A 21,090-nucleotide genomic window follows, 5' to 3' on the forward strand; every position below is an offset into this window, starting at 1 on the left:
GAGGAGATCCCCACGTCCTGGGTTCAGCACTGTACACCGTATCCCGTAAGGGAAGTTATACTGACAAAGCCTTGATTCGACAGTGCCTGTTTTACCCTGTGCGGGTTCTCTCGAACCTGCCAGAGCGATAACGTGTATTTGTACAGGAGCCTCGCCATAACGAGATCGTTGTAAACCAGCGGGATAATACGCTTATTTTATTTTCCCGCTCTGGAATTTAAAAAATGTTTAGGGAATGTTTATGTATTCATTATTCATGACGCGTTGAGCCTTTATTTAAACTTGCTCGACTTTAATGGGAGGATAAATATTCACGAGGAGAACAAGGTGGCGTGGTTTGACAATCTGCTCAATCATTTTGCGCATTATCCGACGCATCTCTTTGCGCTACTCTTCGTGCTGGCTTTGAGTAAATCCACGGTGCTGATCTCCTCCGTGCTGCCGCCCGCCTCGGTGATGTTGCTGACCGGGATCACCGTCAGCCAGGCGAGCCTGCATCCGGCGTTGACGTGGCTGGCGGTGGTAATGGGGGCCACGCTCGGTTCGCTGCTGAACTATCATATCGGTCAGTTGATGGGGCATACGCCGCTGGTGACACGCATTACCACAAAACATGCCGATACATTTTTGCGGGTGCAGCATCAGCTACAGAAAAACGGCGTGCTGGTGCTCTTCACCGCCCGTTTTCTGGCGGTACTGCGCTATATCGTGCCGCTGGCGGCGGGCATGCTCAGGCTCAACCGGGTGAAGGTTTACGCGGTCAGTCTGTTTTCTGCCGCCGTCTGGGCGGCGCTGTATGTCGGCATTGTCACCGGCATCAGCGCCTTTTAAGTTACAAACTTCCCATTCCGCCGTCCACCAGCAGTTCCGTTCCTACCGTGTAGCTGGATTCGTCGGAGGCCAGATAGAGCGCGGCTTTTGCCAGCTCCGTCGTCGAGCCCATTCTGCCCAGCGGCACAAGCTTGATGATCTCCGCCATCATCGCGTTAAGCGTTTCTTCGCTTAAGCCCGTTTTCGTAAAGGCCGGGGTTTCTACCGGGCCGGGGCTCAGACCGTTAACGCGAATGCCGCGTGGTAACAGCTCTGCCGACAGTGTGCGTGCCAGCGACAGCAGGGCGGCCTTGCTCGCGGCATACACGCTGCTGGTGGGCAGGCCGATGCGCGCGCTTACGGAGCCGCACAGGATCACCGAGGACGGATTATTCAGCAGCGGCAGCAGCGCCTGAATTAAAAAGAACGGTCCCTTCAGGTTGATGCCCATCAGACGATCCCAGGCCTCTTCCTGCCACGCTTCCAGCGGTGCGTGCGTCACGTCGCCGGCGTTGAGAAACACCGCGTCCAGGCGTGGCCAGCGGGCGGCAAGCGTCTCCGCCAGCGCTTTTTGCGAAGCAATATCTCCCGCATCGGTCGGGATCACCCAGGCCTTATCGCCCAGAATGCGCTCTGCTTCGGCGAGCGTTTCCGGGTTACGACCGGTGACGGCGACATGCGCCCCTTCGGCGAGAAACACCTGCGCAGTGGCAAGGCCAATGCCGCTGGTTCCGCCGGTAATCAGCGTATATTTACCTGCTAAACGACCCATGTTCTTCTCCTGAAATGTCTCTGGAGAAAGCACTATAGAAACGTTAGTATCGAAAGGAAACCAGGTACCAATTGGATACTAATGCGGCAAGAGGTGTGCTATGGCGGAATTGCTCGATATACGTTGTGAAAAAAATTCTGAGGTTTATGTCTGCCCGATGACGCAGTTTGTGAACCTGATTTCCGGGAAGTGGGCGATCCCTGTTCTTTATCGCCTGATTATCCTTAATGCGCCGGTACGCTTTGGCGATCTGCTACGCGCTACCGCCCCCATCACGCAAAAAGAACTCACGAAGCAGCTCAGGCTGTTCGAACAGCGCGGGCTGGTGTCGCGCACGGTTTACCCGGAGATCCCACCGCGCGTGGAGTATCAGATAACGGGGCTGGGGTTGACCCTGCAAGGGGCGCTCTCGCCGCTGGCCGCCTGGATGAGTGAGTACGGCGACCAGCTTGAGCGTTAGCCTACTGTTTTACATAGCGCGGCGCCGGAATGCCGGTGCGGGCGCTGTTAAACAGTTCCAGACGTGCCGTTTCGTAGCGATCCCACAGGCTGGCATCATGCATTGGCGGAATGGTAATCAGCTCGCCCTGATCCAGACCCGCCAGCGAAGCATCCACCATATCGTCAGTGGTCATCACCGAGCCTTCGGGCAGATCGTTCACCGTCACGCCGGAATGCTGCCAGATTTCTGTTGCCGTTGCGGCGGGTAACACGGCCTGAATACGCAGATTGCTGTCGGCAAACTCCTCCTGTAACCCACGGGTAAAGCTGAGCACCCAGGCTTTGGTGGCGCTGTACAGCGCGCTGCCGGCACGTACGTGCAGGGACAACACCGAGGCGATATTGATAAGCGTACCGTGGTTATTCTGCGCCAGGCGCGGCAGGATCGCATAGGTCAGGCGCATCAGCGCCGTGGTATTGAGGGTGTTAATGGCCTGATGCCGGGCCACATCGCCCGCGAGGAACGGCGCCATCTGCGCGGTGCCGGCGTTGTTAACCAGCGCATCAATGGCGGTATTGCTACGCAGTTCGTCTTCTACCGCGCGGATCCCGGTTTCATCGGTGAGATCGGCCACCAGAATATCGACGGTCACGCCATAGCGCGCGCGCAGGTCGGCGGCGAGGGTTTGCAGCCGATCCTCGCGGCGGGCGACCAGGACCAGATTAGCGCCGCGCGCGGCAAGGCGATCGGCATAGACGGCACCAATCCCGGAAGAGGCACCCGTAATCAGGGCGGTAGTGATTTGCGTAGTCATCGTATGTTACCTCAAAGCAAAGTGGGTTATTTGGTTTCAATATGAAACTGAATTCACTGTCTGCTATTTGGTTTTATAATGCAACTATATTGGTGGTCATTTTGTGCTTTTGCCGTCGGGAACGATCAGGAGGGGAGTTTAGCCACGATCTCTTCAGGCTTAAGTTCGCGGCCATCGTCGGCAATAAGCAGCAGTTTACGCAGCGGTTTGCGCTGTTCGCTATCAACGAGAACGGTGCCGCATTCGTTTTCCGCGAACAAAAATTCATTGCCCCACTGGGACAGGGCAACCAGCACTGTCTGGAGTGCGCGTCCCTTGTCGGTCAGAACGTATTCCTGCCAGGCGCTGCCGTCGGAGGCGGGCTGGAGCCGGAGGATGCCTTCATCGACCAGCAGTTTTAGCCGCGCGGTCAGCATGTTTTTCGCGATACCGAGGCTTTTCTGGAACTCGCCGAAGCGTTTAATCCCGCGCAATGCGTCGCGAACAATCAGCAGCGACCACCAGTCGCCGATGATATCCAGCGAACGGGCGACAGGGCAGGTACTCTCTTCAAGACGGGTGCGTTTCACAGGCAAATCTCCGGGCGTATGTAGTTTTATTATAAAACTAATCTGCTCACCGGGTAAGCGTGTTATTCATCAGTTTGAGAAATGCTTCCCGGAAAATTGTCACGGATCTGTCACACTGAACGCGACATTTTAAAACGAGTGAGGAATTAGGGATGAGAAAAGCACTACTTGCGGTGGCCGTGGCCGGTCTCTTTTCAGTAGCCTCCGGGGTGCAGGCGCAAGAGACGCCGGAAGGGTATCAGCTGGAGCAAGTTTTAATTATGAGCCGTCACAACCTGCGCGCACCGCTCGCCAATAACGGCAGCGTGCTGGAGCAGTCCACGCCAAAGCAATGGCCTGAATGGGAAGTGCCGGGCGGTCAGCTCACCACCAAAGGTGGCGTGCTGGAGGTTTATATGGGGCACTACATGCGCGAGTGGCTGGCCCAGCAGGGGATGGTGAAGACGGGAGAATGTCCACCGGCGGAGAGCGTTTATGCTTACGCCAACAGTCTGCAGCGCACCGTCGCCACCGCGCAGTTCTTCATTACCGGCGCGTTCCCGGGGTGCGATGTTCCTGTGCATCATCAGGACAAAATGGGCACCATGGACCCAACCTTTAATCCGGTAATTACCGATAACTCGCCGGAATTCCGCGAAAAAGCGCTTAAGGCGATGGAGTCCGAACGCCAGAAAATGCAGCTTGCTGAAAGCTACCGGCTGCTGGAGCAGATGACGAACTACGCCGATTCGCCGTCGTGCAAAGAGAAAAAAGTCTGTTCACTGGCAGACGCGAAAGATACCTTCAGCGCCGACTACGAAAAAGAGCCTGGCGTATCCGGGCCGCTGAAGGTGGGTAACTCGCTGGTGGATGCGTTTACGCTGCAGTATTACGAAGGCTTCCCGGCCGACCAGGTGGCCTGGGGAGAGATCAAAACCGACCAGCAGTGGCGCGTATTGTCGAAGCTGAAAAACGGATATCAGGACTCGCTGTTTACCTCAACCGAGGTGGCGCAAAACGTCGCCAAACCGCTGGTGAAGTATATCGATAACGCCCTGGTAACCGATCAGGCAAAAGCGCCGAAAATCACCCTGCTGGTGGGGCATGACTCCAACATTGCCTCTCTTCTGACGGCGCTGGACTTCAAGCCGTACCAGCTGCATGACCAGCAGGAGCGCACCCCAATCGGCGGCAAAATTGTCTTCCAGCGCTGGCACGACAAAAACGCCAACCGCGAGCTGATGAAAATTGAGTATGTGTATCAGAGCTCAGAGCAGCTGCGTAACGCCAGCGTGCTGTCGCTGCAGTCTCCGGCGCAGCGCGTGACGCTGGAACTGAAGGGGTGTCCGGTGGATGCGAACGGTTTTTGCCCGATCGATAAATTTAATACGGTGATGAACGACGCGGCGAAATAAGATAACAACGCTGCACAAGCCTGACTCTTATAAACAACGTTCCTGATGTTGGAGACAGGCTTCTTTTCATTTTCAGGTCGTTTCCGTGTTGACGACCTGAGTGGTGAAACTGTAGGCGGTAAGAAAAGCGTGAGCAATTATAAATAATTTACATGCTTAGAGGGTCTATTTATTTATCTCCTCCATGATACCCGATTCCGCTCTTTCCCTGCCTGGGATCAGTTATTTACAATAAATTTGAGTTATGTAACCATTTCAATTTACCCATTAATTTAGTGCGGTTTTTGTTATGGATAACTGGCTGGCGCTCTTCGACGGACAGACCCGTTACTTTCTGGATATTAATGACAGCACAGTGAAGGCGGATGTTTTGCGCTTTCGCGGCAGGGAAGCACTGAGCGAGCCCTTCCGGTGGGATATTGAGTTCACCACTCAACAGGCGAACATTCCCCCGGAACAGGTGCTGATGAAATATGCCTCGTTGCAGATGCGTGGCGGTAAAAATGTTCACGGCATTATCACCCGCCTGGAATGGCTGTCCACCTCCGCAGACCAGTCCCGCTACCGGCTCACGCTCAGTTCCCGCCTGGCGCTGCTGGGATATACCCGGCAGTGCGCCGTGTTTCAGAACCAGTCCGTTCCGGAAGTGGTGGAGCAGGTGCTGCGCAAACACGGGCTGGAAGGACCTGATTTTGACTTCCGCCTGGAGTGCACCTACCCGCCGCGTGAAATTATCACCCAGTGGCGGGAAACGGATTTGCAGTTCATTCAGCGCATTCTGTCTGAGGTGGGGATTTACTGGCGCACGGAGATGGACAACGTGCGCGGTCTGGATACGTACATTTTTGCCGACAGCCAGCTTCACTACCGGTTTGACGTGCGACTGCCGTACCGTGAGCCATCGGGCCTGTTTGACGGCGCGGCGGAGTCGGTCTGGGATGTGCGGACCTGGCACAGGGTTGTCACCGGCACCGTCGCCACGCGGAACTACAACTACCGCACCGCCACCACGCCGATGGATACGGTGGTCAGCGTGCGCAGTGATGCGGTGACGACGGGCGAACACTACCGCTACCAGGAGCCGTACCGGGAAGCGGGCGATGACAGCGACCCGGAGCCGGAAACCGAATCCGGCGCGTTTTATGCCCGGCTTCATCACGAGCGGGAGCTCAATAAATCAGCCCGTATCCACCTGTTCAGCAACGCCTCACACCTCTCGCCCGGACAGGTGCTGGAGCCGCAGGGCGATGTCATTACGGCCCTGGAGGAGGGCGTGCTCCTTACGCTTGTGACCTTCCGGGGAGCGCGTGATTCCCGTCTGCACGTGTCGGTCTGGGGCATGCCCTACACCGAACGTTACTGTTTCCGCCCGGCGGAAATCCCGCGACCGGAAATCCACGGCACACTTCCGGCCCGGATTGAGAGCAGGGAAAAGAACGATATCTACGCCCATCTGGACGAACAGGGGCGCTACCGGGCCAGGCTGAACTTTGACCGGGAAGAGAGCGAACCGGGCTACGCGTATCTGTGGCTGCGGATGGCGAAGCCATATTCCGGCGAAACATATGGCTGGCACACGCCGCTTACCGACGGGACCGAAGTGGCGATTGCGTACAGCAACGGCGATATAGACCTGCCGTATATCTCCCACGCCCTGCACGATTCTGAACATCCCGACATCGTTAATCGCGACAACCGCAGCCAGAACATTCTGCGCACCGCCGCTGATAATGAGCTGCGGATGGAGGACCGCCGCGGTGAGGAGCATATCGCGCTGAGCACGCCATATGGCGCAACGCAGTTGAATACCGGGCATCTGGTGGATGCGCAGGACAAACCGCGCGGCACCGGTACGGAACTGCGCACCGATGAGCACGGCGTTATCCGCGCCGGAAAGGGGCTGTTTGTCAGTGCGGATATGCAGGCAAAGGCGCAGGGTGAGGTGCTGGAAATGAGCGCTGCGCTGAAGGAAATCGACCGGCTCAACCAGCAGCTACAGCAGCTGGAAATCGCGGCGGAGCAGGCTCAGGCGCTGAAAGCGGACGTGGACAGCCAGATACGGATGTTCGAACAGCGGCTGAAGCCTCTCAATGAGGCGCTGCTGATGTCAGCCCCGGAAGGGATGGCGCTGACCAGCGGCGAACATCTGCAACTGGCCGCCAGCAAAAACGTCTCCATTAATGCTGGCGGAGATATAAGCACAGGCGCGATGGGCAACCTGACGCTACTTACCGGGGAAAAGCTCGGCCTGTTTGCCCGTACCGGTCACCTGAGTCTGAAGTCTGGCGAAGGGCCAATCGATATCCAGGTGCAGAACGCCAGTCTGCGGCTGTTTGCAGAGAAGAAAATGACGCTGAGCTCAGCGAGTGACATCTCCCTGGCCGGAAAAAAACGTATCACACTGATTGGCGGCGGAAGTTATCTGCGCCTTGAGGCCGGGAAGGTCGAGTATGGCACGACAGCGACGTATATACGCAAAGTGAAGCGGACGATGGCGGCGGGTGCTGCATCAATACCGGTTAAGGCGACAACGGGTGGCGGTATCTGCCTCAGTTGTCTGATGAAAGCGGCGATGAATGGTGACACTTTTGTTGTAAGAGGTGAATCATGAGCAGTGTCAGCTTTTGCCTCGCAATGCAGTTCCTGATTCATTCATCAGACGTCTCAGTGTTTGCTTTAGTTGATGGCCTGCAATATGAGCGCTTCACCGGTTATGAACTGAAAATAAAACAGGATGTTTGTTTGCCCTTATTTGATACCTGGCCGGATTCGCGTATTGCCTTTGCCGGACCGTGGCTAATTAGGATGAATGAAACAATGGCAATGAGGGAGCAACTGGAAGCTCTGGAAATCGCATTACCCGGCGTGTCCTGGATAGTGACAGACTCCCCGCCGGAGGAACTGGTTGCGCATTTACAGAGATATATGAACACAGGACTTCCGGACGGACAGGCTGCTTTACTGCGTTTTCAGGACCCGCGTGTTCAGGTTCGTCTGGGGACGATGCTGAACAGTCAGCAGCACCGGGAAATGACAGGTTTAATGCGTGAATGGCTGACAACAGTGGACGGGAAAGTCTGGTCATTTAAACAAAGGGAATTCATATGCTGAAGCTGTCTGAAGAGCAGTGTGCCGGTGTGGACAAAATGGAAGATGATGATTTTGTTCGTGATACCGCGCAAAGACTGAAGAGGAAATTTCCTGGGATTAACGAACCGGATGACACGTTCCATGTTCGCCTGAGAAAGGCACTGGATCATGCCAATACTCTTCCGCTGAAAGAAAAGAATGTGAAGCGAGATTTTTTGTTTCTGGAAGCGTTCTGGCCGGGTTTTTATCTGAAGCCCGAAGTGGATAAATGGCTGAGAACCCCAAATGGTTATTCAGTTGATCAGCGGGTTGAAGATTATATGCATGTGATGATAAACAGGGAAAGGAGGGGACTCTGATGGTCATGATCCCACCAGTGGTGACAGGGGGAATGGGCGGGGCTGCAACCGGAAGTGTCGGTGTGGCTGGAGGTTTAACCGGAACAGCAACATTTCCCGGAGCAGGAGGCAGCCGTGGCGGCTGGGAAGATGAGAATATGTCATATCCAGGTTCAGGAAATGCGCAGTCCCGGAGCCTGGGGGGATTTGATTATCAGGGAAAACAGTATGATCCGATACTGAATGACCCCATGGCGGTCAGTGCAGAGACGCACGGTGATTTCTGGGAAGACGATATGGATTACTCAGAAACGGTAAGTTATGAGGGCGTCGAGACCAGAGCCGGAGCACAGGCGAAGACGGATGAAAAAACCTGTGAGAACTGCCCTCCGGAAGGGAAGGTGATGCCGATGGTGAGGCGTTGTTCGCGATGGAGTATGGTTACAATCAGCTACCAGACGCGTATCTGCGGCACATTTTATAATCCGGAAACGCAGCAGATCCAGGAGTTTAAATACTGCGGCATATCATTTGACGGCTGGAAAGATAAGTTGTGTCAGTTCTGGGAGGCCAAGGCGCGGTATGATCAATTTTTCAGGGCGGATGGCAAAAAGAAGAAATGGTGGAAAGGTGATGATAGCGCTATAAAACAGGCTAGCAGACACCAGGCTGTGGCAAGCATTAATCAGCCACTGAAAGTAGTCTGGATATTTATGCAGCCAATAAGCTATAGATACTTTTCTACGGTGTTTTTTTATATGAAGGATGTTATTGTTCGTTGGGAACCATGAAATGAATATTGATTTGTCGATTAATCTTGATTTTAGAGTTGATACTGATGATATTGAATTTGATGATATTGTTGGTCATTTTAATTATTTGTCAAATGAGTTTGGCTCTCTATTGCCAATCCAGCCAGATTGGTATGAAACAGGATATTCCAGAAAGCAGGCATTAGAACATGTGGCTTTTAATAAAAATAGAATTACCGAGGAGACATATCAAAAATGGTTAAAAAGATACGCAAAAGATGCTCCATTGTTTGTTGAAAGTGTTTGGGATGGAAAAGATGATGATTGTAGTAGTGGCGTCAGTTACAGGAAAATGTTTTTTGATGAAAAAAACAGAGTTGTTGTGAATTCTGAGCTCAATATTCCATCAGGTGGGTTAACAGTTGCTAAGATTTTTAATTTAATTTCAAATGTAGCGAATGAATTTAAGTGCTCTCACATTTCATTAGAAACTAAAGGTTATACATTTCATGGTCGGAATGTATTCCCTGACCGCCTTAGCTCCGGGTGGATGTTATATATCCCACATGTGGTCTTACCTGAATTAATTCCTGAGGCGGCCAGAGTTGTACCAGTTATGGATGGTGAGAAACAAAAAGGAACTATTATTGTTTCAACCGAAGAGATATTTGATGGAAACAACAAAGAACATATTGGTAAGGCTAATGACATAGAAATAAGGCTTCTGGATCTTGGACTGCTACCTCTGATGACGGAGCTTTAATCCTACCTGCTGCGTGAACTTATCGCGCAGGGGCAGCGTCGCGGTCAGGGTGCATAGCTGCGCACCGATGAGTGGGGAACGATACGTGCCGGTAAAGGGCTGTTTGTCAGTGCGGATGCGCTGGCGAAAGCGCAGGGTGATGCTTTGGACATGGATGCCGCACTTAAGGAGATTGACAGGCTTAACCGGCAACTGCGGCAGCTGGAAATGACAGATTTAATGCGTGAATGGCTGACAACAGTGGACGGGAAAGTCTGGTCATTTAAACAAAGGGAATTCATATGCTGAAGCTGTCTGAAGAGCAGTGTGCCGGTGTGGACAAAATGGAAGATGATGATTTTGTACGCGATACCGAGCAAAGACTGAAGAGGAAATTTCCTGGGATTAACGAACCGGATGACACGTTCCATGTTCGCCTGAGAAAGGCACTGGATCATGCCAATACTCTTCCGCTGAAAGAAAAGAATGTGAAGCGAGATTTTTTGTTTCTGGAAGCGTTCTGGCCGGGTTTTTATCTGAAGCCCGAAGTGGATAAATGGCTGAGAACCCCAAACGGCTATTCAACTGACCAACGGGTGGAAGACTATATGCATGTGATGATAAACAGGGAAAGGAGGGGGCTCTGATGGTTATGTTTCCACCAGTAGTGACCGGGGGAATGGGAGGTGTGGCTACCGGAAGCGTCGGTGTGGCTGGTGGTGCGACCGGGGCATCAACCTTTCCCGGAGCAGGAGGCAGCCGTGGCGGCTGGGAAGATGAGAACAGTAAACATTAGAATTGAGCAAGAATTTGGACTAAGCTCACCAATTGAAATCCCACATGCTGCCAGGGTGTTTCGAGATGTAAGTTTACATTTGGAACAAGCGCTGGATGAGCACAAAAAATGGTATTTAAAAGGATATTCAAGAAAGCAGGCACTACAACACCAAGTGTTTGTTGATGATTGTACAGTTCCAGATGCGATTTTATCGAGATGGGAAAAAAGATATAAGAAAAACTATCCTTTTTTTGGAGAGGGTATTTGGGATGGTCGAGACGATGATATAAGTGCTGGAATCGATCTGACATCCTCTTACTCAAGTACTAATAGGCGAAATAATCCTATGTCGCTTGTTATTGAGTTTTCAGTTTTTCCTGTGAATACAAAATTGTCATCTGAGCGAATGTTGGATTTTATGTGCCATTTACTTGCTTTAAATGAAAATTGTACATATCTTAATGTTGAGTCGGGGGGGTATAGTTTTTCTGAAATAATCCCTAAAGAAAATGGATATGACGAAGTATATAAAAAAGTATTTCCCGATAGAATATCTTGCGGATGGATGTTATTCATACCCGCCATTGTTTTACCTGACTTGATTCCAGAAGCAGCCAGAGTTATTCCTGTTCTAAAGGATAACAAACAGATCGGAACAATCGTTGTTTCAACTGAAGAAATATTTGATGGAAATAACAAAGAACACATAGGCAAAGCTAACGATATTGAAATTAAGCTTCTGGATCTTGGCTTGTTGCCACTGATGACAGAGCTTTAGTTTTGACAGTCGCGAAGTAGGGATTTACTGGCGCACGGAGACGGATGAGCCGGGCGGACGGCACACAACCAACCCTTTTCCCGAACCGGGAAAAAATATTTATCACCGTCCGGATGTGATTCTTGTGAAGAACAAACTGGACCACTGGCCGCTGTTTCTCTATCCGCCGATCTTCACCCCACGTTCGCCAAATTCGCCAGGGCCTGCCAGAATCCAGCCGTGGACCCACGCAGGGGTTTAATGAAGAATCGTCCATGAAGTGGTTTGCCAGCTTTGACGAAGTCAGCGCCCGACTGGACAGCGAGGAACCTGAAACGTCATCTGAACCGGTACGTATCACCTGCTGAACCGATGAAACTGCCACTTATGCGGGACAGTGGGCCGCCATTATTAACGGTACAACGGAGTACATTCAAACCCGAGAATGGCAGCAAATGCCTGCCTTTGAGGACAAATATGGTAAAAGGCACTGTGCCTGCTGGTCAGTGCTTAAGCGTGACGATAACGTTAGTGTATTCGTTATACCAGAATAAAGGAGCATGTCATGTACGGTCACGGTCAGGAAGGTCCGGATTTTGTCTTACGGAAGGATCGTCTGTATCGAGGCCTAAGCTGGTGATTCAATGAGGGGCAGTATAATTTTCATTTCTTTGGCAGCCCCATCCACATCAGAAGCATGTGAATAAAAACAGAAAGAACCAAACGGGGAAAGATTCATAAAATCCTCCGGCAATAGCGCCGGAGGATGTATGTATCAGAGACTGCCCGCTGCGGCGGGGGGAAACGCTCAGACGTTTTTACGTTCGATGGTTTGCTCACCCCAGAAGAGCGAGTCTTTGTCCGTTTTTTCGAAGGCGCGTACCAGAACTTCATCATTGCCTTCTTCCCAAATCTGCTCTGCCAGTTTTTCATCGTATTTCGCGACTTCAAAAATGGCTTCGGCGATCTCCGGAGAGGTATTGCGTAAACTTGCCCATTCGCCCACGTGGTGAGCTTTGGATTCTTGAGTTGGCATGCTTGTCCTCCTGTTGAGTTAGCCGTTCAGTTTTTTGGCCAGACCCGCGACATATTCACCCTGATAGCGGGCGATAGCGAGCTCTTCGTTGCTCGGCTGTCGGGATCCATCGCCACCGGCAATGGTGGTTGCACCGTAAGGTGTGCCGCCACGTACCTGAGAGACATCAAACAGTTCCTGCGCGCCATAGCCAATCGGTACAATCACCATCCCATGATGAGCAAGGGTAGTCCAGGTTGAGGTAATCGTCTGTTCCTGGCCTCCGCCGGTCCCGGTGGAGCTGAACACGCTGGCGAGTTTGCCGTACAGCGCGCCAGAGGCCCACAGCCCGCCCGTCTGATCGAGGAAGGTGCGCATCTGGCCTGACATATTGCCAAAACGGGTGGGGGTGCCGAAGATAATAGCGTCGTAATCCGCCAGCTCCTGAGGCGTGGCGACCGGCGCATTCTGGGTTTTTCCTCCGGCTTTGGCGAACGCTTCTGCCTGCATGGTTTCCGGTACGCGTTTTACCACAACCTCCACGCCGTCCACTTTGTTTGCACCTTCTGCTACCGCGTGAGCCATGGTTTCAATGTGTCCATACATGGAATAATAGAGCACCAGAACTTTAGCCATTTTGCATCACTCCTCGTTTGTTTTTTCTGACAGCGGATCGCTGCGTTCATTTAAAGATATGACATCACAGCCAGACTGCAAAAATGAACCGCATTTCTTTGATTTATAACAATATGCTGACCATCGCGGCTTGTAGCAAAATGAAACATTTTTACCGCCGACGATTTTTGAAATGATAAGAAAGGCTTATGAATGACCGCCGCGTTTTCTCACCCAAAAGACTGAGATCTTGTTGCAGAATATTAACTACAGCTTGCCGGATACCCTCAGTCCACTAAGCTTAGTTTCACGCGGCACAGATAAAGGCGCTGTCCTTTAGCCGCGAGGTGAAAGAATCCTCTTTTACTGAATGCAATATGATGTCTAATGTTTCACATACTGGAGGTTAGAGATGGCAAACCATCGTGGTGGTTCAGGTAATTTCGCCGAAGATCGTGAAAGAGCATCAGAAGCAGGCCGTAAAGGTGGCCAGCATAGCGGGGGTAATTTTAAAAATGACCCTCAGCGCGCATCTGAGGCTGGCAAAAAAGGGGGTAAAAACAGCCATGGCGGCAATAAGTAAGTCGCCGGGTTGAAAGACCTCTGCCGCCGGGTTCTCCCGGCGGTTTTTTATTTCTGTAACATTGAACTGCAATCAAAGGCATCGCACACTAGTCCCTTCATTCTACGTTCTGGTGCCTCATGTCTGTTTCTCGTTTTACCTTCTCCGTCAAACCTCAGGAAGCGATCCTCATTCTGATCACCATGTTCTGGGGCGGAACCTTTCTCGCCGTCCAGTATGCGGTCACCCTGAGCGATCCGTTCTTCTTTGTCGGCCTGCGTTTTGCGACGGCAGCGATTGCCGTGGGGTTGATCTCGTTGAAAACCCTGCGCGGACTGACCCTGCAGGAGCTCAAGGCCGGGGCGGCGATTGGCGTGGCGATTGCCATGGGGTATAGCCTGCAGACGTGGGGGTTACAGTCAATCTCCAGCAGTAAATCGGCCTTTATCACCGCCATGTATGTGCCGCTGGTGCCGTTACTGCAATGGCTGTGTCTGGGACGCCTGCCGGGTGTGATGTCCTGCATTGGTATTGTGCTGGCTTTTATCGGCCTGATTTTGCTGGCCGGGCCGGAAAATAACCTGCTGGCATTGGGGCCGGGCGAGATCATTACCCTGGTGGGAGCCATTGCGATTGCCGCGGAAATTATCCTCATTAGCGCCTGGGCCGGGAAGGTCGACGTTAAGCGCGTCACGGTGGTACAGCTTGCCACGGCGTCGCTGGTGGCGTTCGCGACGATGGTTCCGGCAGGGGAGTCGGTTCCGCCGATGTCTGCCGGGCTGGTGGTGGTGGCGCTGGGGCTGGGTATTTTCAGCGCCATTATTCAGGTGACCATGAACTGGGCACAGCGCAGCGTATCGCCGACGCGGGCGACAGTGATCTACACCGGGGAGCCGGTCTGGGCGGGGATTTTTGGACGCATTGCCGGAGAGCGCTTACCGCTGCTGGCGCTGGTCGGCGCGGCGTTTATCGTTGTTGGGGTGCTGGTGAGTGAGCTAAAGCTCAAAAAACGACGTAAGGCGATTGCCGGGTAAGCGCAGCGTCACCCGGCAAGTAAGGGGCCTTTATATCAGGTGGAGGGGGTGATGGCTTCCCCTTGCGCTTCATCCCCTTTCCGGCGGCTCAGCAGGGCATTAAGCAGGATCGCCCCAAAGGTCGCCGTACCAATCCCGCCAACCGTAAATCCGCCCAGCGTCAGGGCAAAATCACCTGCACCCAGCACCAGCGTGACCGCCACCATAATCAGGTTACTGTTCTGGCTGAGATCGACGCGATGCTGTACCCAGATGCGCGCTCCCGCCACGGCAATCAACCCGAACACCACAATTGATGCGCCGCCGATGACCGGCGAGGGAATGGTGTGGATCAGCGCACCAAATATTGGTGAGAAGCCTAGCAGCATCGCCATGACCGCCGCCGCCACGAACACCAGCGTGGAGTAGACTTTCGTTACCGCCATTACGCCAATGTTCTCGGCGTAGGTGGTGACACCGCTGCCGCCCACCGACCCGGAGAGCATCGTCGCCAGGCCATCCCCGACAAACGCGCGCCCCATATACGGATCCATACTGCGCCCGGTCATGCCCGCCACGGCCTTCAGATGCCCTAAATTCTCCGCCACCAGGATCACCGCGACAGGGGCGATAAGCATCATCGCCTGCGTGTTAAAGGTTGGCGACGTGATCTGCGGCAGACCAAACCAGGCAGCCTGATGGAGCAGGGTAAAGTCGACAGGCTTGCCGAAGCCAAAGACATTGGCCAGCAGGGCGTAGATCAGACAGGCCACAATCAGCCCGACCAGAATCAGCAGGCGCTGGACCATGCCGCGGGTGAATACCGCCACCAGACCGATACACAGCACGGTGATCACCGCCATCCAGCTCTCAAACGGCGAGCCGGAGACACTCTTCACGGCAATTGGCGCCAGGTTCAGGCCAATCGCCATCACCACCGCGCCGGTAACCACTGGCGGCATCATTCGCTCGATCCAGCGGGTTCCGATCTTCATCACCACGATGCCAATCAGGGTATAGACCAGACCACAGGCGATAATGCCGCCGAGGGCGACGCTGAGGTTGGGGTTGATCCCCTGACCGTTAAACCCGGTGGTGGCGATGACCACGCCAACAAAGGCGGCGCTGGAGCCCAGATAGCTGGGCACTCGCCCGCCGGTGACAAAAAAGAACAGCAGGGTGCCAATACCCGACATCAGAATGGAGAGATTGGGATCAAGGCCCATCAGCATCGGCATCAGCACCGTTGCACCAAACATGGCAACCGCGTGCTGGACGCCCATCACCAGGGTTTGCCCGAGCGGGAGCCGTTCATCCGGCGCGACCACGCCAGGTTCTGTAGAGGTCGATTTCAACTGCCAGTGGGGAAATCCGAACATTGCCATGAGCTGCTTCCTTAAGAAGGGTTAACAGGCGGGTCGCATAAGCGCGTGGTAGCCGCGGTCAAACCACACCAGCCCCTGCGGGGCGGGGTGGCGGATAATGGACACGATGTCGCAAAACAGAATGTCGTGGGTGCCGACGCTGACCACCTGGCTGATACGGCAATCAAACGAGGCCAGCGCCTCCTCCAGACGCGGGCAGCCCGTCTCACCCATCTGCCAGCGGGCAGCGGCGAAGCGATCTTCCATCGGCGTTTTGCCGCCAAACAGGTTGGAGAGTGGCTCCTGTCCGGCGCTCAGGGTGTTGACGCACAGGGTGCGGTTTTCGCTAAACGTCGGCCAGACGGACGCGCCGCGGTTAAGACACACCAATAGCGTCGGGGGCGAGTCGGTGACGCTGCATACGGCGCTGGCGGTGAAGCCCGCTCTGCCAGCAGGGCCGTCGGTGGTGATGATATTGACCGCCGCGCCCACACAGGCCATGGCATCGCGAAAGGTTTGTTTATCGGGTGTCGTCATGATGGCTCCTTACGCCAGCCCGCAGGCGTCTTCAAAGGCCAGGCGCGGCAGACGGCCGTAGAGTTTGCCCACATCGCCATAGCCGATATTGATCAGCAGATTGCTTTTCAGCAGCGTGCCGGTGAAAAAGGCTTCGTCGACTTTTTGCCGGTCAAAACCGGACATCGGGCCGGTGTCCAGCCCCAGGGCGCGACAGGCAAAGATGAGATAAGCGGCCTGCATGGAGCTGTTGCGAAAGGCGGTCTCTTCAGCGTGCGCGGGGCTGGTGGTAAACCAGCTCTTCGCATCCCCGTGCGGGAACAGTTCAGGCAGACGCTCATAAAATTCCGTGTCCCACGCCACAATCGCGGTGACCGGTGCGGTGAGGGTTTTCTCCAGGTTGCCGCTGGAAAGTGCGGGGCGCAGCTTCTCTTTACCCTCTGCGCTGCGCACAAACACAATACGGGCCGGGGAACAGTTAGCGGAGGTAGGCCCCCATTTCATCAGGTCGTAGATCTCGCGCAGCGTCTCGTCGCTGACCGGTATGTCCAGCCAGCCGTTGTGGGTGCGTGCGCCGGTGAATAGTGAATCCAGCGCGGCAGAGGTAATGGCTTCGCTCATCGAAACTCCTTATAAAGCGGGTTCATGGCTGTGCAGCAGGCTGGCAAGCCCGTTCAGCAGCAGGGTATTAAACGTTTCCGGCTCGGTGACGTTGCAGGCATGACCGCCCTGGCGCATCACCACGCTGTGGCTGTGCGGGAGCGCCGCCTGCAGCTCAGACGAGCAGACAGAGGGCACCAGCAGGTCATCGGCGGAACTGATAAGGTGTACCGGGCAGGCGATGCGGGCGGCATGGCGGCTAAAATCGGCCTTTTTCAGCGCGTTCAGCCTGCGCAGCAGATTGTTTTTGCCCTGAAAGTGCGCCAGCGCCAGTGCCTCTTCAGCCTCCAGACGCGGTGCGCGGGCGGCCATCCAGTCTGCCGGATAGAGAAACAGCGGCTGCGCCTCTACCCACGCCTGCGCGCCACCGGCATGCAGCAGCCGTTCGCGGATCTGAAAGCAGCGTCGGGTATGGGCATTCAGCGTCAGCCAGCCGTTGACGCACACCAGCGCTTTGAGCGCATCGGGGGTGTCGAGCGCCAGTTGCAGGCCGATCAGCGCCCCCAGCGCATGGCCGACCACACAGTAGCGGGTGATGCCGACCGCGGTCAGCGCCTGTGCCAGCTCACCGGCCATCTGCGCCAGGGTGTACTCTTCCGGCAGGGTGTCAGGGTTATTGCCGGTACCACGCTGGTCGTAACAGACCACCTGATACTCCTGTTCCAGCGCGGCTAGCTGGGGTAACCAGTAGCTGCCGCCCCCGCCGAGTCCGGCAATCAGCACCACGACGGGCGCGCCGTCAAACGGGGGCGGTGAGACGGAGAGCTTCATGGCAGCCTCACTTTCCAATGTGCGCAACGGTGGCGATTTCAACCAGCGCGTCCGGCTTTACCAGCCCGCACTGAATGCAGAAGCGGGCCGGCTTATCGCCGGGGAAGAACTCCGCGTAGATCTCGTTAATCGCGGCGTAGTTTTTCCAGTCGGTGATAAAGATGCTGTTGAACGTCACATCCTCCATCGTGCCACCCGCGGTTTCGATCACGGTCTTGATCGTCTCCAGCACGTGGCGCGTTTGCGCCTTTGGGTCGTTGATAAACACCACGTTGTTGTCTTTATCAAACGGCAGGGTACCGGAGACGTACACCACGCCATCGGCGAGCGTGCCGGGGACAAACGGCGCAATCGGCGTGCTGGTGCCCGGTGGAATAATCACGGATTTCGGCATCGTATGTCTCCTCAGGCGATACGGGCGAGCGGCGGATTCAGGGCGTCGCAAAAATCGGCGACGTTACTGACCCAGCCAAAAAAGGTTTCGATATTGAACAGCGCCGCTTTCTGGGCAAATTCCGGCCCCGCCTGATGAGTGGCGTCTTCCAGTACCACGCCGAAATACTCGAGGAAGAAGCCGTCGCGCAGGGTCGACTCCACGCAGACATTGGTAGCAATGCCGGTAAAGACCAGATGACGAATGCCCCGGCTGCGCAGCAGGCTGTCGAGCGGCGTGTTGAAAAAGCCGCTGTAGCGCAGTTTGGGCAGCACGATATCGCCTGCCTCCGGCACCAGTTCATCCACCAGCTGATAATCCCAGCCACCTTTAACCAGCAGCTTGCCCTGCAGTTCGGGCCGTTTGCGCATGGTTTTCAGGGCGTTCGATTTGTGAAAATTGGGCGAGCCGGGGCCACCGGCTTCCACGTATTGATCGTCCCAGCCGTTCTGAAACCAGATGATGAGCATCCCGGCGGCGCGTGCGGCGGCGACGGCGGTTTTGATGTTCTCAATCACCGGCCGGGTAGCGGAGACGTCAAACCCCGCCAGATCCAGATAACCTCCGGGGCTGGCGTAGGCGTTTTGCATATCCACCACAATCAGCGCGCTCTGCGGTGCAGAAAAGGTGATGGCTTCCGGACGGGCATTAAGGGTTGTCATTACGCCACCTCCCTGGTGATGGCAGGAATGTGGGCGCGGCACTGCATCAGCGGCTGAATGCGCTCGCCGAAGGTCTCCACGCCGGTGAGGAAATCGTCGAAGGTCAGCAGAACGCCTTCCGCGCCGGGAACGGCGGCCACTTCGTCGAGCATTCTGGCAACGCTGGCATACGAGCCGACGAGCGTGCCCATGTTGATATTGACGGCAGAGGTCGGGTCGGCCATCTGGCGCACATTGGTGTCCGCGCCGGAACGGGTATCTTTCTGGCTCTGTTCGGTGAGCCAGCTCAGGGCCTCGTCGTCGGCCCCGTCTTTATAACGCTCCCATTTGGCGCGCGCGGCCTCATCGGTTTCGTCGGCAATGACCATAAACAGCACGTAAGAGCCCACATCACGGCCGGTTTTGTCGGCGGCCTCTTTCATGCGTGCGGCGGTTGGGGCGAAGGCGGCGGGGGTGTTGACGCCTTTACCGAAACAGAAATTGAAGTCGGCGTATTTTGCCGAGAACGCCATTCCCGCGTCGCTCTGCCCGGCGCAGATCACCTTCATTGGCGCAGAAGGCTGCGGGCTGACGCGACAGTCATTCATGGTGAAGTAGTCACCTTTGAAATCGCTCTTGCCGGTACCCCACAGATCGCGCAGCACCTGCACGTATTCGGTAAGGTACTCATAGCGGCGCGAGAAGTACTCATCTCCCGGCCAGAGCCCCATCTGTTCGTACTCCGGCTTTTGCCAGCCGGTGACCAGATTGACGCCAAAGCGCCCCCCGGAGATGGAGTCGATCGTAGAGGCCATCCTCGCGACGATGGCCGGCGGCAGAGTGAGCGTGGCGGCGGTCGCGTAAATCTGAATCCGTGATGTCACCGCCGCCAGGCCCGCCATCAGGGTGAAGGACTCCAGATTGTGATCCCAGAATTCGGTTTTGCCGCCAAAGCCGCGCAGCTTGATCATCGAAAGTGCAAAGTCGAAATGGTAGTGCTCCGCTTTTTGCACGATGGCTTTGTTCAGCTCAAAGGTCGGCATGTATTGCGGAGCAGTGGTCGAGATAAGCCAGCCGTTGTTGCCGATGGGTACAAATACGCCAATTTTCATCACGAACCTCTCTTCACTACGTTGCAGGTGAACAGGGTTTTGCAAAGGGAGTGCCAGTTTTCAAAATGGCTTTGTTATTAATGTGTTAATCAATGGTTGGTGAATTGAGCGTGACAAAAGTGGACTAAATGGTCAAAAACATTGCACACAAAACAGGCATTCATGCGCGATGGGAGTGCAGGATGTCGTGGCGAGGCGGGGGTTTTGCTATGCTGTTGGCAACGCAGAATAAGGAGAGCGGGATGACACAAGGCGCAGTGAAAACAGCAGGTAAACGTTCGCAGGCGGTGAGCGCCAAAAAGCACGCCATCCTCAGTGCGGCGCTGGAGACCTTTTCACAGTTCGGCATTCACGGCACGCGCCTGGAACAGGTGGCGGAGCAGGCCGGGGTGTCCAAAACCAATCTGCTCTACTATTACCCGTCGAAAGAGGCGCTGTATGTGGCAGTAATGCAGCAGATCCTGGATATCTGGCTGGCGCCGCTAAAGGCCTTTCGTCAGGAGTTCGCCCCGCTGGTGGCGATCAAAGAGTACATTCGCCTGAAGCTGGAGGTGTCCCGTGATTATCCGCAGGCATCCCGGCTGTTCTGTCTGGAGATGCTGCAGGGCGCGCCGCTGCTGAAGGCAGAGCTGACGGGGGATTTAAAACAGCTGGTGGACGATAAATCCGCGATCATCGCCGGGTGGGTCGCCAGCGGCAAACTGGCACCTGTCGATCCGCAGCATCTGATCTTTATGATTTGGGCCGCCACCCAGCACTATGCTGACTTTGCGGCCCAGGTGGAAGCGGTGACCGGAAAGACGCTGCAGGACGAAGCGTTTTTCCAGAGCACCCTCGAAAACGTGCAGCGGATGATTATTGAAGGGATCCGCGTGCGCTAGTTTCCCTCACCCCAACCCTCTCCCACAGGGCTGAGGGTTCCCCAGAAAAATGAAAAGCACGATGAAGTGTGATCTACTGGTTGCGCTAACAAATCAGAAGAGACCTCATCGTGCCTTTACAGACAGTCTGCCAGAAATTTTTCTCCGCGTCTTTACCGGACGTTCACAGCTTCCGGATTAATGTCCTTGTTTCCATGGCCGTTGCCCTCACGCACGGTGCGGATCTGACCCTGACCAGCCTTGGTCGCA

26 protein-coding genes, 1 pseudogene and 1 riboswitch are annotated in these 21,090 nt (G+C 54.9%); of the genes and pseudogenes, 15 read left to right on the top strand and 12 right to left on the bottom strand.

All coding sequences use genetic code 11. The annotated features are described in order from the left end of the window. Position 1 precedes the first annotated feature (1 nt). Positions 2–171: riboswitch (M-box (ykoK) riboswitch) on the bottom strand. A gap of 156 nt (positions 172–327) precedes the next feature. Beyond that, positions 328–831: a DedA family protein gene (locus PUZ33_RS08380; protein ID WP_058680353.1), complete on the top strand. Its 504-nt coding sequence runs from the start codon at positions 328–330 to the stop codon at positions 829–831. Position 832: 1 nt separating this feature from the next. Here PUZ33_RS08380 and PUZ33_RS08385 read toward each other — a convergent pair whose 3' ends face one another. Then, a complete protein-coding gene (locus PUZ33_RS08385; protein ID WP_013097207.1) occupies positions 833–1,582 on the bottom strand; it encodes an SDR family oxidoreductase in 750 nt (249 codons plus the stop codon). A gap of 100 nt (positions 1,583–1,682) precedes the next feature. Here PUZ33_RS08385 and PUZ33_RS08390 point away from each other — a divergent pair, with 100 nt between their 5' ends. Beyond that, positions 1,683–2,042 (top strand): winged helix-turn-helix transcriptional regulator, encoded by a 360-nt coding sequence (locus PUZ33_RS08390; RefSeq protein WP_013097206.1) that lies wholly within the window; start codon positions 1,683–1,685, stop codon positions 2,040–2,042. Position 2,043: 1 nt separating this feature from the next. On the opposite strand, the gene PUZ33_RS08395 is transcribed toward PUZ33_RS08390, so the two are convergent. Together PUZ33_RS08395 and PUZ33_RS08400 are read right to left on the bottom strand one after the other, a co-directional pair. Next, positions 2,044–2,838 (bottom strand): SDR family NAD(P)-dependent oxidoreductase, encoded by a 795-nt coding sequence (locus PUZ33_RS08395; protein WP_058680354.1) that lies wholly within the window; start codon positions 2,836–2,838, stop codon positions 2,044–2,046. Positions 2,839–2,963: 125 nt separating this feature from the next. Beyond that, positions 2,964–3,407 (bottom strand): winged helix-turn-helix transcriptional regulator, encoded by a 444-nt coding sequence (locus PUZ33_RS08400; RefSeq protein ID WP_020689657.1) that lies wholly within the window; start codon positions 3,405–3,407, stop codon positions 2,964–2,966. Between the two features lie 152 nt (positions 3,408–3,559). Here PUZ33_RS08400 and agp point away from each other — a divergent pair, with 152 nt between their 5' ends. The 10 genes and pseudogenes from agp (at position 3,560) to PUZ33_RS08450 (ending at position 11,279) form a co-directional block, all read left to right on the top strand. Continuing rightward, positions 3,560–4,801: a bifunctional glucose-1-phosphatase/inositol phosphatase gene (gene agp / locus PUZ33_RS08405; protein WP_058680355.1), complete on the top strand. Its 1,242-nt coding sequence runs from the start codon at positions 3,560–3,562 to the stop codon at positions 4,799–4,801. 289 nt (positions 4,802–5,090) lie between these two features. Further along, the gene (locus tag PUZ33_RS08410) at positions 5,091–7,412 is read left to right on the top strand and encodes a type VI secretion system Vgr family protein (protein ID WP_058680356.1); all 2,322 of its coding nucleotides are present in this window, start codon (positions 5,091–5,093) and stop codon (positions 7,410–7,412) included. After that, positions 7,409–7,912, top strand: a complete 504-nt coding sequence (locus PUZ33_RS08415; protein ID WP_058680357.1) for a DUF4123 domain-containing protein — start codon at positions 7,409–7,411, stop codon at positions 7,910–7,912. Before PUZ33_RS08410 ends, PUZ33_RS08415 begins: the two co-directional genes overlap by 4 nt. Continuing rightward, positions 7,906–8,250, top strand: a complete 345-nt coding sequence (locus PUZ33_RS08420; RefSeq protein WP_058680358.1) for a hypothetical protein — start codon at positions 7,906–7,908, stop codon at positions 8,248–8,250. The genes PUZ33_RS08415 and PUZ33_RS08420 overlap by 7 nt, the downstream gene beginning before the upstream one ends. Beyond that, positions 8,250–9,020, top strand: coding sequence for a Tox-REase-5 domain-containing protein (locus tag PUZ33_RS08425; protein ID WP_058680359.1), 771 nt, complete (start codon positions 8,250–8,252; stop codon positions 9,018–9,020). Before PUZ33_RS08420 ends, PUZ33_RS08425 begins: the two co-directional genes overlap by 1 nt. Position 9,021: 1 nt before the next feature. Continuing rightward, positions 9,022–9,744 carry an Imm52 family immunity protein gene (locus tag PUZ33_RS08430; RefSeq protein ID WP_058680360.1) on the top strand — a complete coding sequence of 241 codons (723 nt, stop codon included), beginning with the start codon at positions 9,022–9,024 and terminating at the stop codon, positions 9,742–9,744. 24 nt (positions 9,745–9,768) lie between these two features. Next, positions 9,769–9,952, top strand: a pseudogene (locus tag PUZ33_RS08435) (type VI secretion system Vgr family protein); the annotation flags it as partial. Positions 9,953–10,025: 73 nt separating this feature from the next. Then, a complete protein-coding gene (locus PUZ33_RS08440; protein ID WP_058680361.1) occupies positions 10,026–10,370 on the top strand; it encodes a hypothetical protein in 345 nt (114 codons plus the stop codon). Beyond that, positions 10,370–10,519 carry a hypothetical protein gene (locus tag PUZ33_RS08445; protein ID WP_162780533.1) on the top strand — a complete coding sequence of 50 codons (150 nt, stop codon included), beginning with the start codon at positions 10,370–10,372 and terminating at the stop codon, positions 10,517–10,519. Before PUZ33_RS08440 ends, PUZ33_RS08445 begins: the two co-directional genes overlap by 1 nt. Next, positions 10,485–11,279 (top strand): Imm52 family immunity protein, encoded by a 795-nt coding sequence (locus PUZ33_RS08450; RefSeq protein WP_235836519.1) that lies wholly within the window; start codon positions 10,485–10,487, stop codon positions 11,277–11,279. Before PUZ33_RS08445 ends, PUZ33_RS08450 begins: the two co-directional genes overlap by 35 nt. Positions 11,280–12,066: 787 nt before the next feature. Here the strand turns inward: PUZ33_RS08450 and PUZ33_RS08455 are convergent. After that, positions 12,067–12,294 carry a YccJ family protein gene (locus PUZ33_RS08455; protein ID WP_008499832.1) on the bottom strand — a complete coding sequence of 76 codons (228 nt, stop codon included), beginning with the start codon at positions 12,292–12,294 and terminating at the stop codon, positions 12,067–12,069. An 18-nt stretch (positions 12,295–12,312) separates the two neighbouring features. Beyond that, entirely contained in the window at positions 12,313–12,909 is a 597-nt protein-coding gene (gene wrbA, locus PUZ33_RS08460; RefSeq protein ID WP_013097202.1) for an NAD(P)H:quinone oxidoreductase, read from the bottom strand. Between the two features lie 391 nt (positions 12,910–13,300). Here wrbA and PUZ33_RS08465 point away from each other — a divergent pair, with 391 nt between their 5' ends. Both PUZ33_RS08465 and PUZ33_RS08470 read left to right on the top strand, forming a co-directional pair. Then, positions 13,301–13,471, top strand: coding sequence for a general stress protein (locus PUZ33_RS08465; RefSeq protein WP_013097201.1), 171 nt, complete (start codon positions 13,301–13,303; stop codon positions 13,469–13,471). A 119-nt stretch (positions 13,472–13,590) separates the two neighbouring features. Further along, entirely contained in the window at positions 13,591–14,484 is an 894-nt protein-coding gene (locus PUZ33_RS08470) for a DMT family transporter (protein WP_047024037.1), read from the top strand. Between the two features lie 35 nt (positions 14,485–14,519). Here the strand turns inward: PUZ33_RS08470 and rutG are convergent, their stop codons facing one another. From rutG to rutA, 7 genes are read right to left on the bottom strand one after another with little or no spacing between them, the layout of a single operon-like run. After that, on the bottom strand, positions 14,520–15,848 hold the full coding sequence (gene rutG, locus PUZ33_RS08475; RefSeq protein ID WP_252107619.1) for a pyrimidine utilization transport protein G: 1,329 nt from the start codon (positions 15,846–15,848) through the stop codon (positions 14,520–14,522). 21 nt (positions 15,849–15,869) lie between these two features. Continuing rightward, positions 15,870–16,364, bottom strand: coding sequence for an NADH-dependent FMN reductase RutF (gene rutF, locus PUZ33_RS08480; protein WP_047024038.1), 495 nt, complete (start codon positions 16,362–16,364; stop codon positions 15,870–15,872). Between the two features lie 9 nt (positions 16,365–16,373). Then, complete coding sequence (locus PUZ33_RS08485) at positions 16,374–16,964, bottom strand: malonic semialdehyde reductase (protein WP_013097197.1); 591 nt, start codon at positions 16,962–16,964, stop codon at positions 16,374–16,376. Positions 16,965–16,973: 9 nt separating this feature from the next. Beyond that, positions 16,974–17,774 carry a pyrimidine utilization protein D gene (gene rutD / locus PUZ33_RS08490; protein WP_058680363.1) on the bottom strand — a complete coding sequence of 267 codons (801 nt, stop codon included), beginning with the start codon at positions 17,772–17,774 and terminating at the stop codon, positions 16,974–16,976. Between the two features lie 7 nt (positions 17,775–17,781). Further along, positions 17,782–18,168 (bottom strand): pyrimidine utilization protein C, encoded by a 387-nt coding sequence (gene rutC / locus PUZ33_RS08495; RefSeq protein WP_013097195.1) that lies wholly within the window; start codon positions 18,166–18,168, stop codon positions 17,782–17,784. Positions 18,169–18,179: 11 nt separating this feature from the next. After that, positions 18,180–18,869 (bottom strand): pyrimidine utilization protein B, encoded by a 690-nt coding sequence (rutB, locus tag PUZ33_RS08500; RefSeq protein WP_252107620.1) that lies wholly within the window; start codon positions 18,867–18,869, stop codon positions 18,180–18,182. Beyond that, positions 18,869–19,960, bottom strand: a complete 1,092-nt coding sequence (rutA, locus tag PUZ33_RS08505; RefSeq protein WP_023620980.1) for a pyrimidine utilization protein A — start codon at positions 19,958–19,960, stop codon at positions 18,869–18,871. The genes rutB and rutA overlap by 1 nt, the downstream gene beginning before the upstream one ends. 242 nt (positions 19,961–20,202) lie before the next feature. Here rutA and rutR point away from each other — a divergent pair, with 242 nt between their 5' ends. Further along, positions 20,203–20,841: an HTH-type transcriptional regulator RutR gene (rutR, locus tag PUZ33_RS08510; RefSeq protein ID WP_013097192.1), complete on the top strand. Its 639-nt coding sequence runs from the start codon at positions 20,203–20,205 to the stop codon at positions 20,839–20,841. The last annotated feature ends 249 nt before the right edge of the window (positions 20,842–21,090 follow it).

Source organism: Enterobacter cloacae complex sp. 2022EL-00981, assembly GCF_028737495.1.
Lineage (GTDB): Bacteria > Pseudomonadota > Gammaproteobacteria > Enterobacterales > Enterobacteriaceae > Enterobacter > Enterobacter cloacae.

Bases quoted from the DNA above. Each gene is read 5' to 3' on its own strand.
- PUZ33_RS08385 (WP_013097207.1), bottom strand. From the start codon at position 1,582: ATGGGTCGTTTAGCAGGTAAATATACGCTGATTACCGGCGGAACCAGC.
- PUZ33_RS08390 (WP_013097206.1), top strand. From the start codon at position 1,683: ATGGCGGAATTGCTCGATATACGTTGTGAAAAAAATTCTGAGGTTTAT.
- PUZ33_RS08395 (WP_058680354.1), bottom strand. From the start codon at position 2,838: ATGACTACGCAAATCACTACCGCCCTGATTACGGGTGCCTCTTCCGGG.
- agp (WP_058680355.1), top strand. From the start codon at position 3,560: ATGAGAAAAGCACTACTTGCGGTGGCCGTGGCCGGTCTCTTTTCAGTA.
- PUZ33_RS08410 (WP_058680356.1), top strand. From the start codon at position 5,091: ATGGATAACTGGCTGGCGCTCTTCGACGGACAGACCCGTTACTTTCTG.
- PUZ33_RS08415 (WP_058680357.1), top strand. From the start codon at position 7,409: ATGAGCAGTGTCAGCTTTTGCCTCGCAATGCAGTTCCTGATTCATTCA.
- PUZ33_RS08420 (WP_058680358.1), top strand. From the start codon at position 7,906: ATGCTGAAGCTGTCTGAAGAGCAGTGTGCCGGTGTGGACAAAATGGAA.
- PUZ33_RS08425 (WP_058680359.1), top strand. From the start codon at position 8,250: ATGGTCATGATCCCACCAGTGGTGACAGGGGGAATGGGCGGGGCTGCA.
- PUZ33_RS08430 (WP_058680360.1), top strand. From the start codon at position 9,022: ATGAATATTGATTTGTCGATTAATCTTGATTTTAGAGTTGATACTGAT.
- PUZ33_RS08440 (WP_058680361.1), top strand. From the start codon at position 10,026: ATGCTGAAGCTGTCTGAAGAGCAGTGTGCCGGTGTGGACAAAATGGAA.
- PUZ33_RS08445 (WP_162780533.1), top strand. From the start codon at position 10,370: ATGGTTATGTTTCCACCAGTAGTGACCGGGGGAATGGGAGGTGTGGCT.
- PUZ33_RS08455 (WP_008499832.1), bottom strand. From the start codon at position 12,294: ATGCCAACTCAAGAATCCAAAGCTCACCACGTGGGCGAATGGGCAAGT.
- wrbA (WP_013097202.1), bottom strand. From the start codon at position 12,909: ATGGCTAAAGTTCTGGTGCTCTATTATTCCATGTATGGACACATTGAA.
- PUZ33_RS08465 (WP_013097201.1), top strand. From the start codon at position 13,301: ATGGCAAACCATCGTGGTGGTTCAGGTAATTTCGCCGAAGATCGTGAA.
- PUZ33_RS08470 (WP_047024037.1), top strand. From the start codon at position 13,591: ATGTCTGTTTCTCGTTTTACCTTCTCCGTCAAACCTCAGGAAGCGATC.
- rutG (WP_252107619.1), bottom strand. From the start codon at position 15,848: ATGGCAATGTTCGGATTTCCCCACTGGCAGTTGAAATCGACCTCTACA.
- rutF (WP_047024038.1), bottom strand. From the start codon at position 16,364: ATGACGACACCCGATAAACAAACCTTTCGCGATGCCATGGCCTGTGTG.
- PUZ33_RS08485 (WP_013097197.1), bottom strand. From the start codon at position 16,964: ATGAGCGAAGCCATTACCTCTGCCGCGCTGGATTCACTATTCACCGGC.
- rutD (WP_058680363.1), bottom strand. From the start codon at position 17,774: ATGAAGCTCTCCGTCTCACCGCCCCCGTTTGACGGCGCGCCCGTCGTG.
- rutC (WP_013097195.1), bottom strand. From the start codon at position 18,168: ATGCCGAAATCCGTGATTATTCCACCGGGCACCAGCACGCCGATTGCG.
- rutB (WP_252107620.1), bottom strand. From the start codon at position 18,869: ATGACAACCCTTAATGCCCGTCCGGAAGCCATCACCTTTTCTGCACCG.
- rutA (WP_023620980.1), bottom strand. From the start codon at position 19,960: ATGAAAATTGGCGTATTTGTACCCATCGGCAACAACGGCTGGCTTATC.
- rutR (WP_013097192.1), top strand. From the start codon at position 20,203: ATGACACAAGGCGCAGTGAAAACAGCAGGTAAACGTTCGCAGGCGGTG.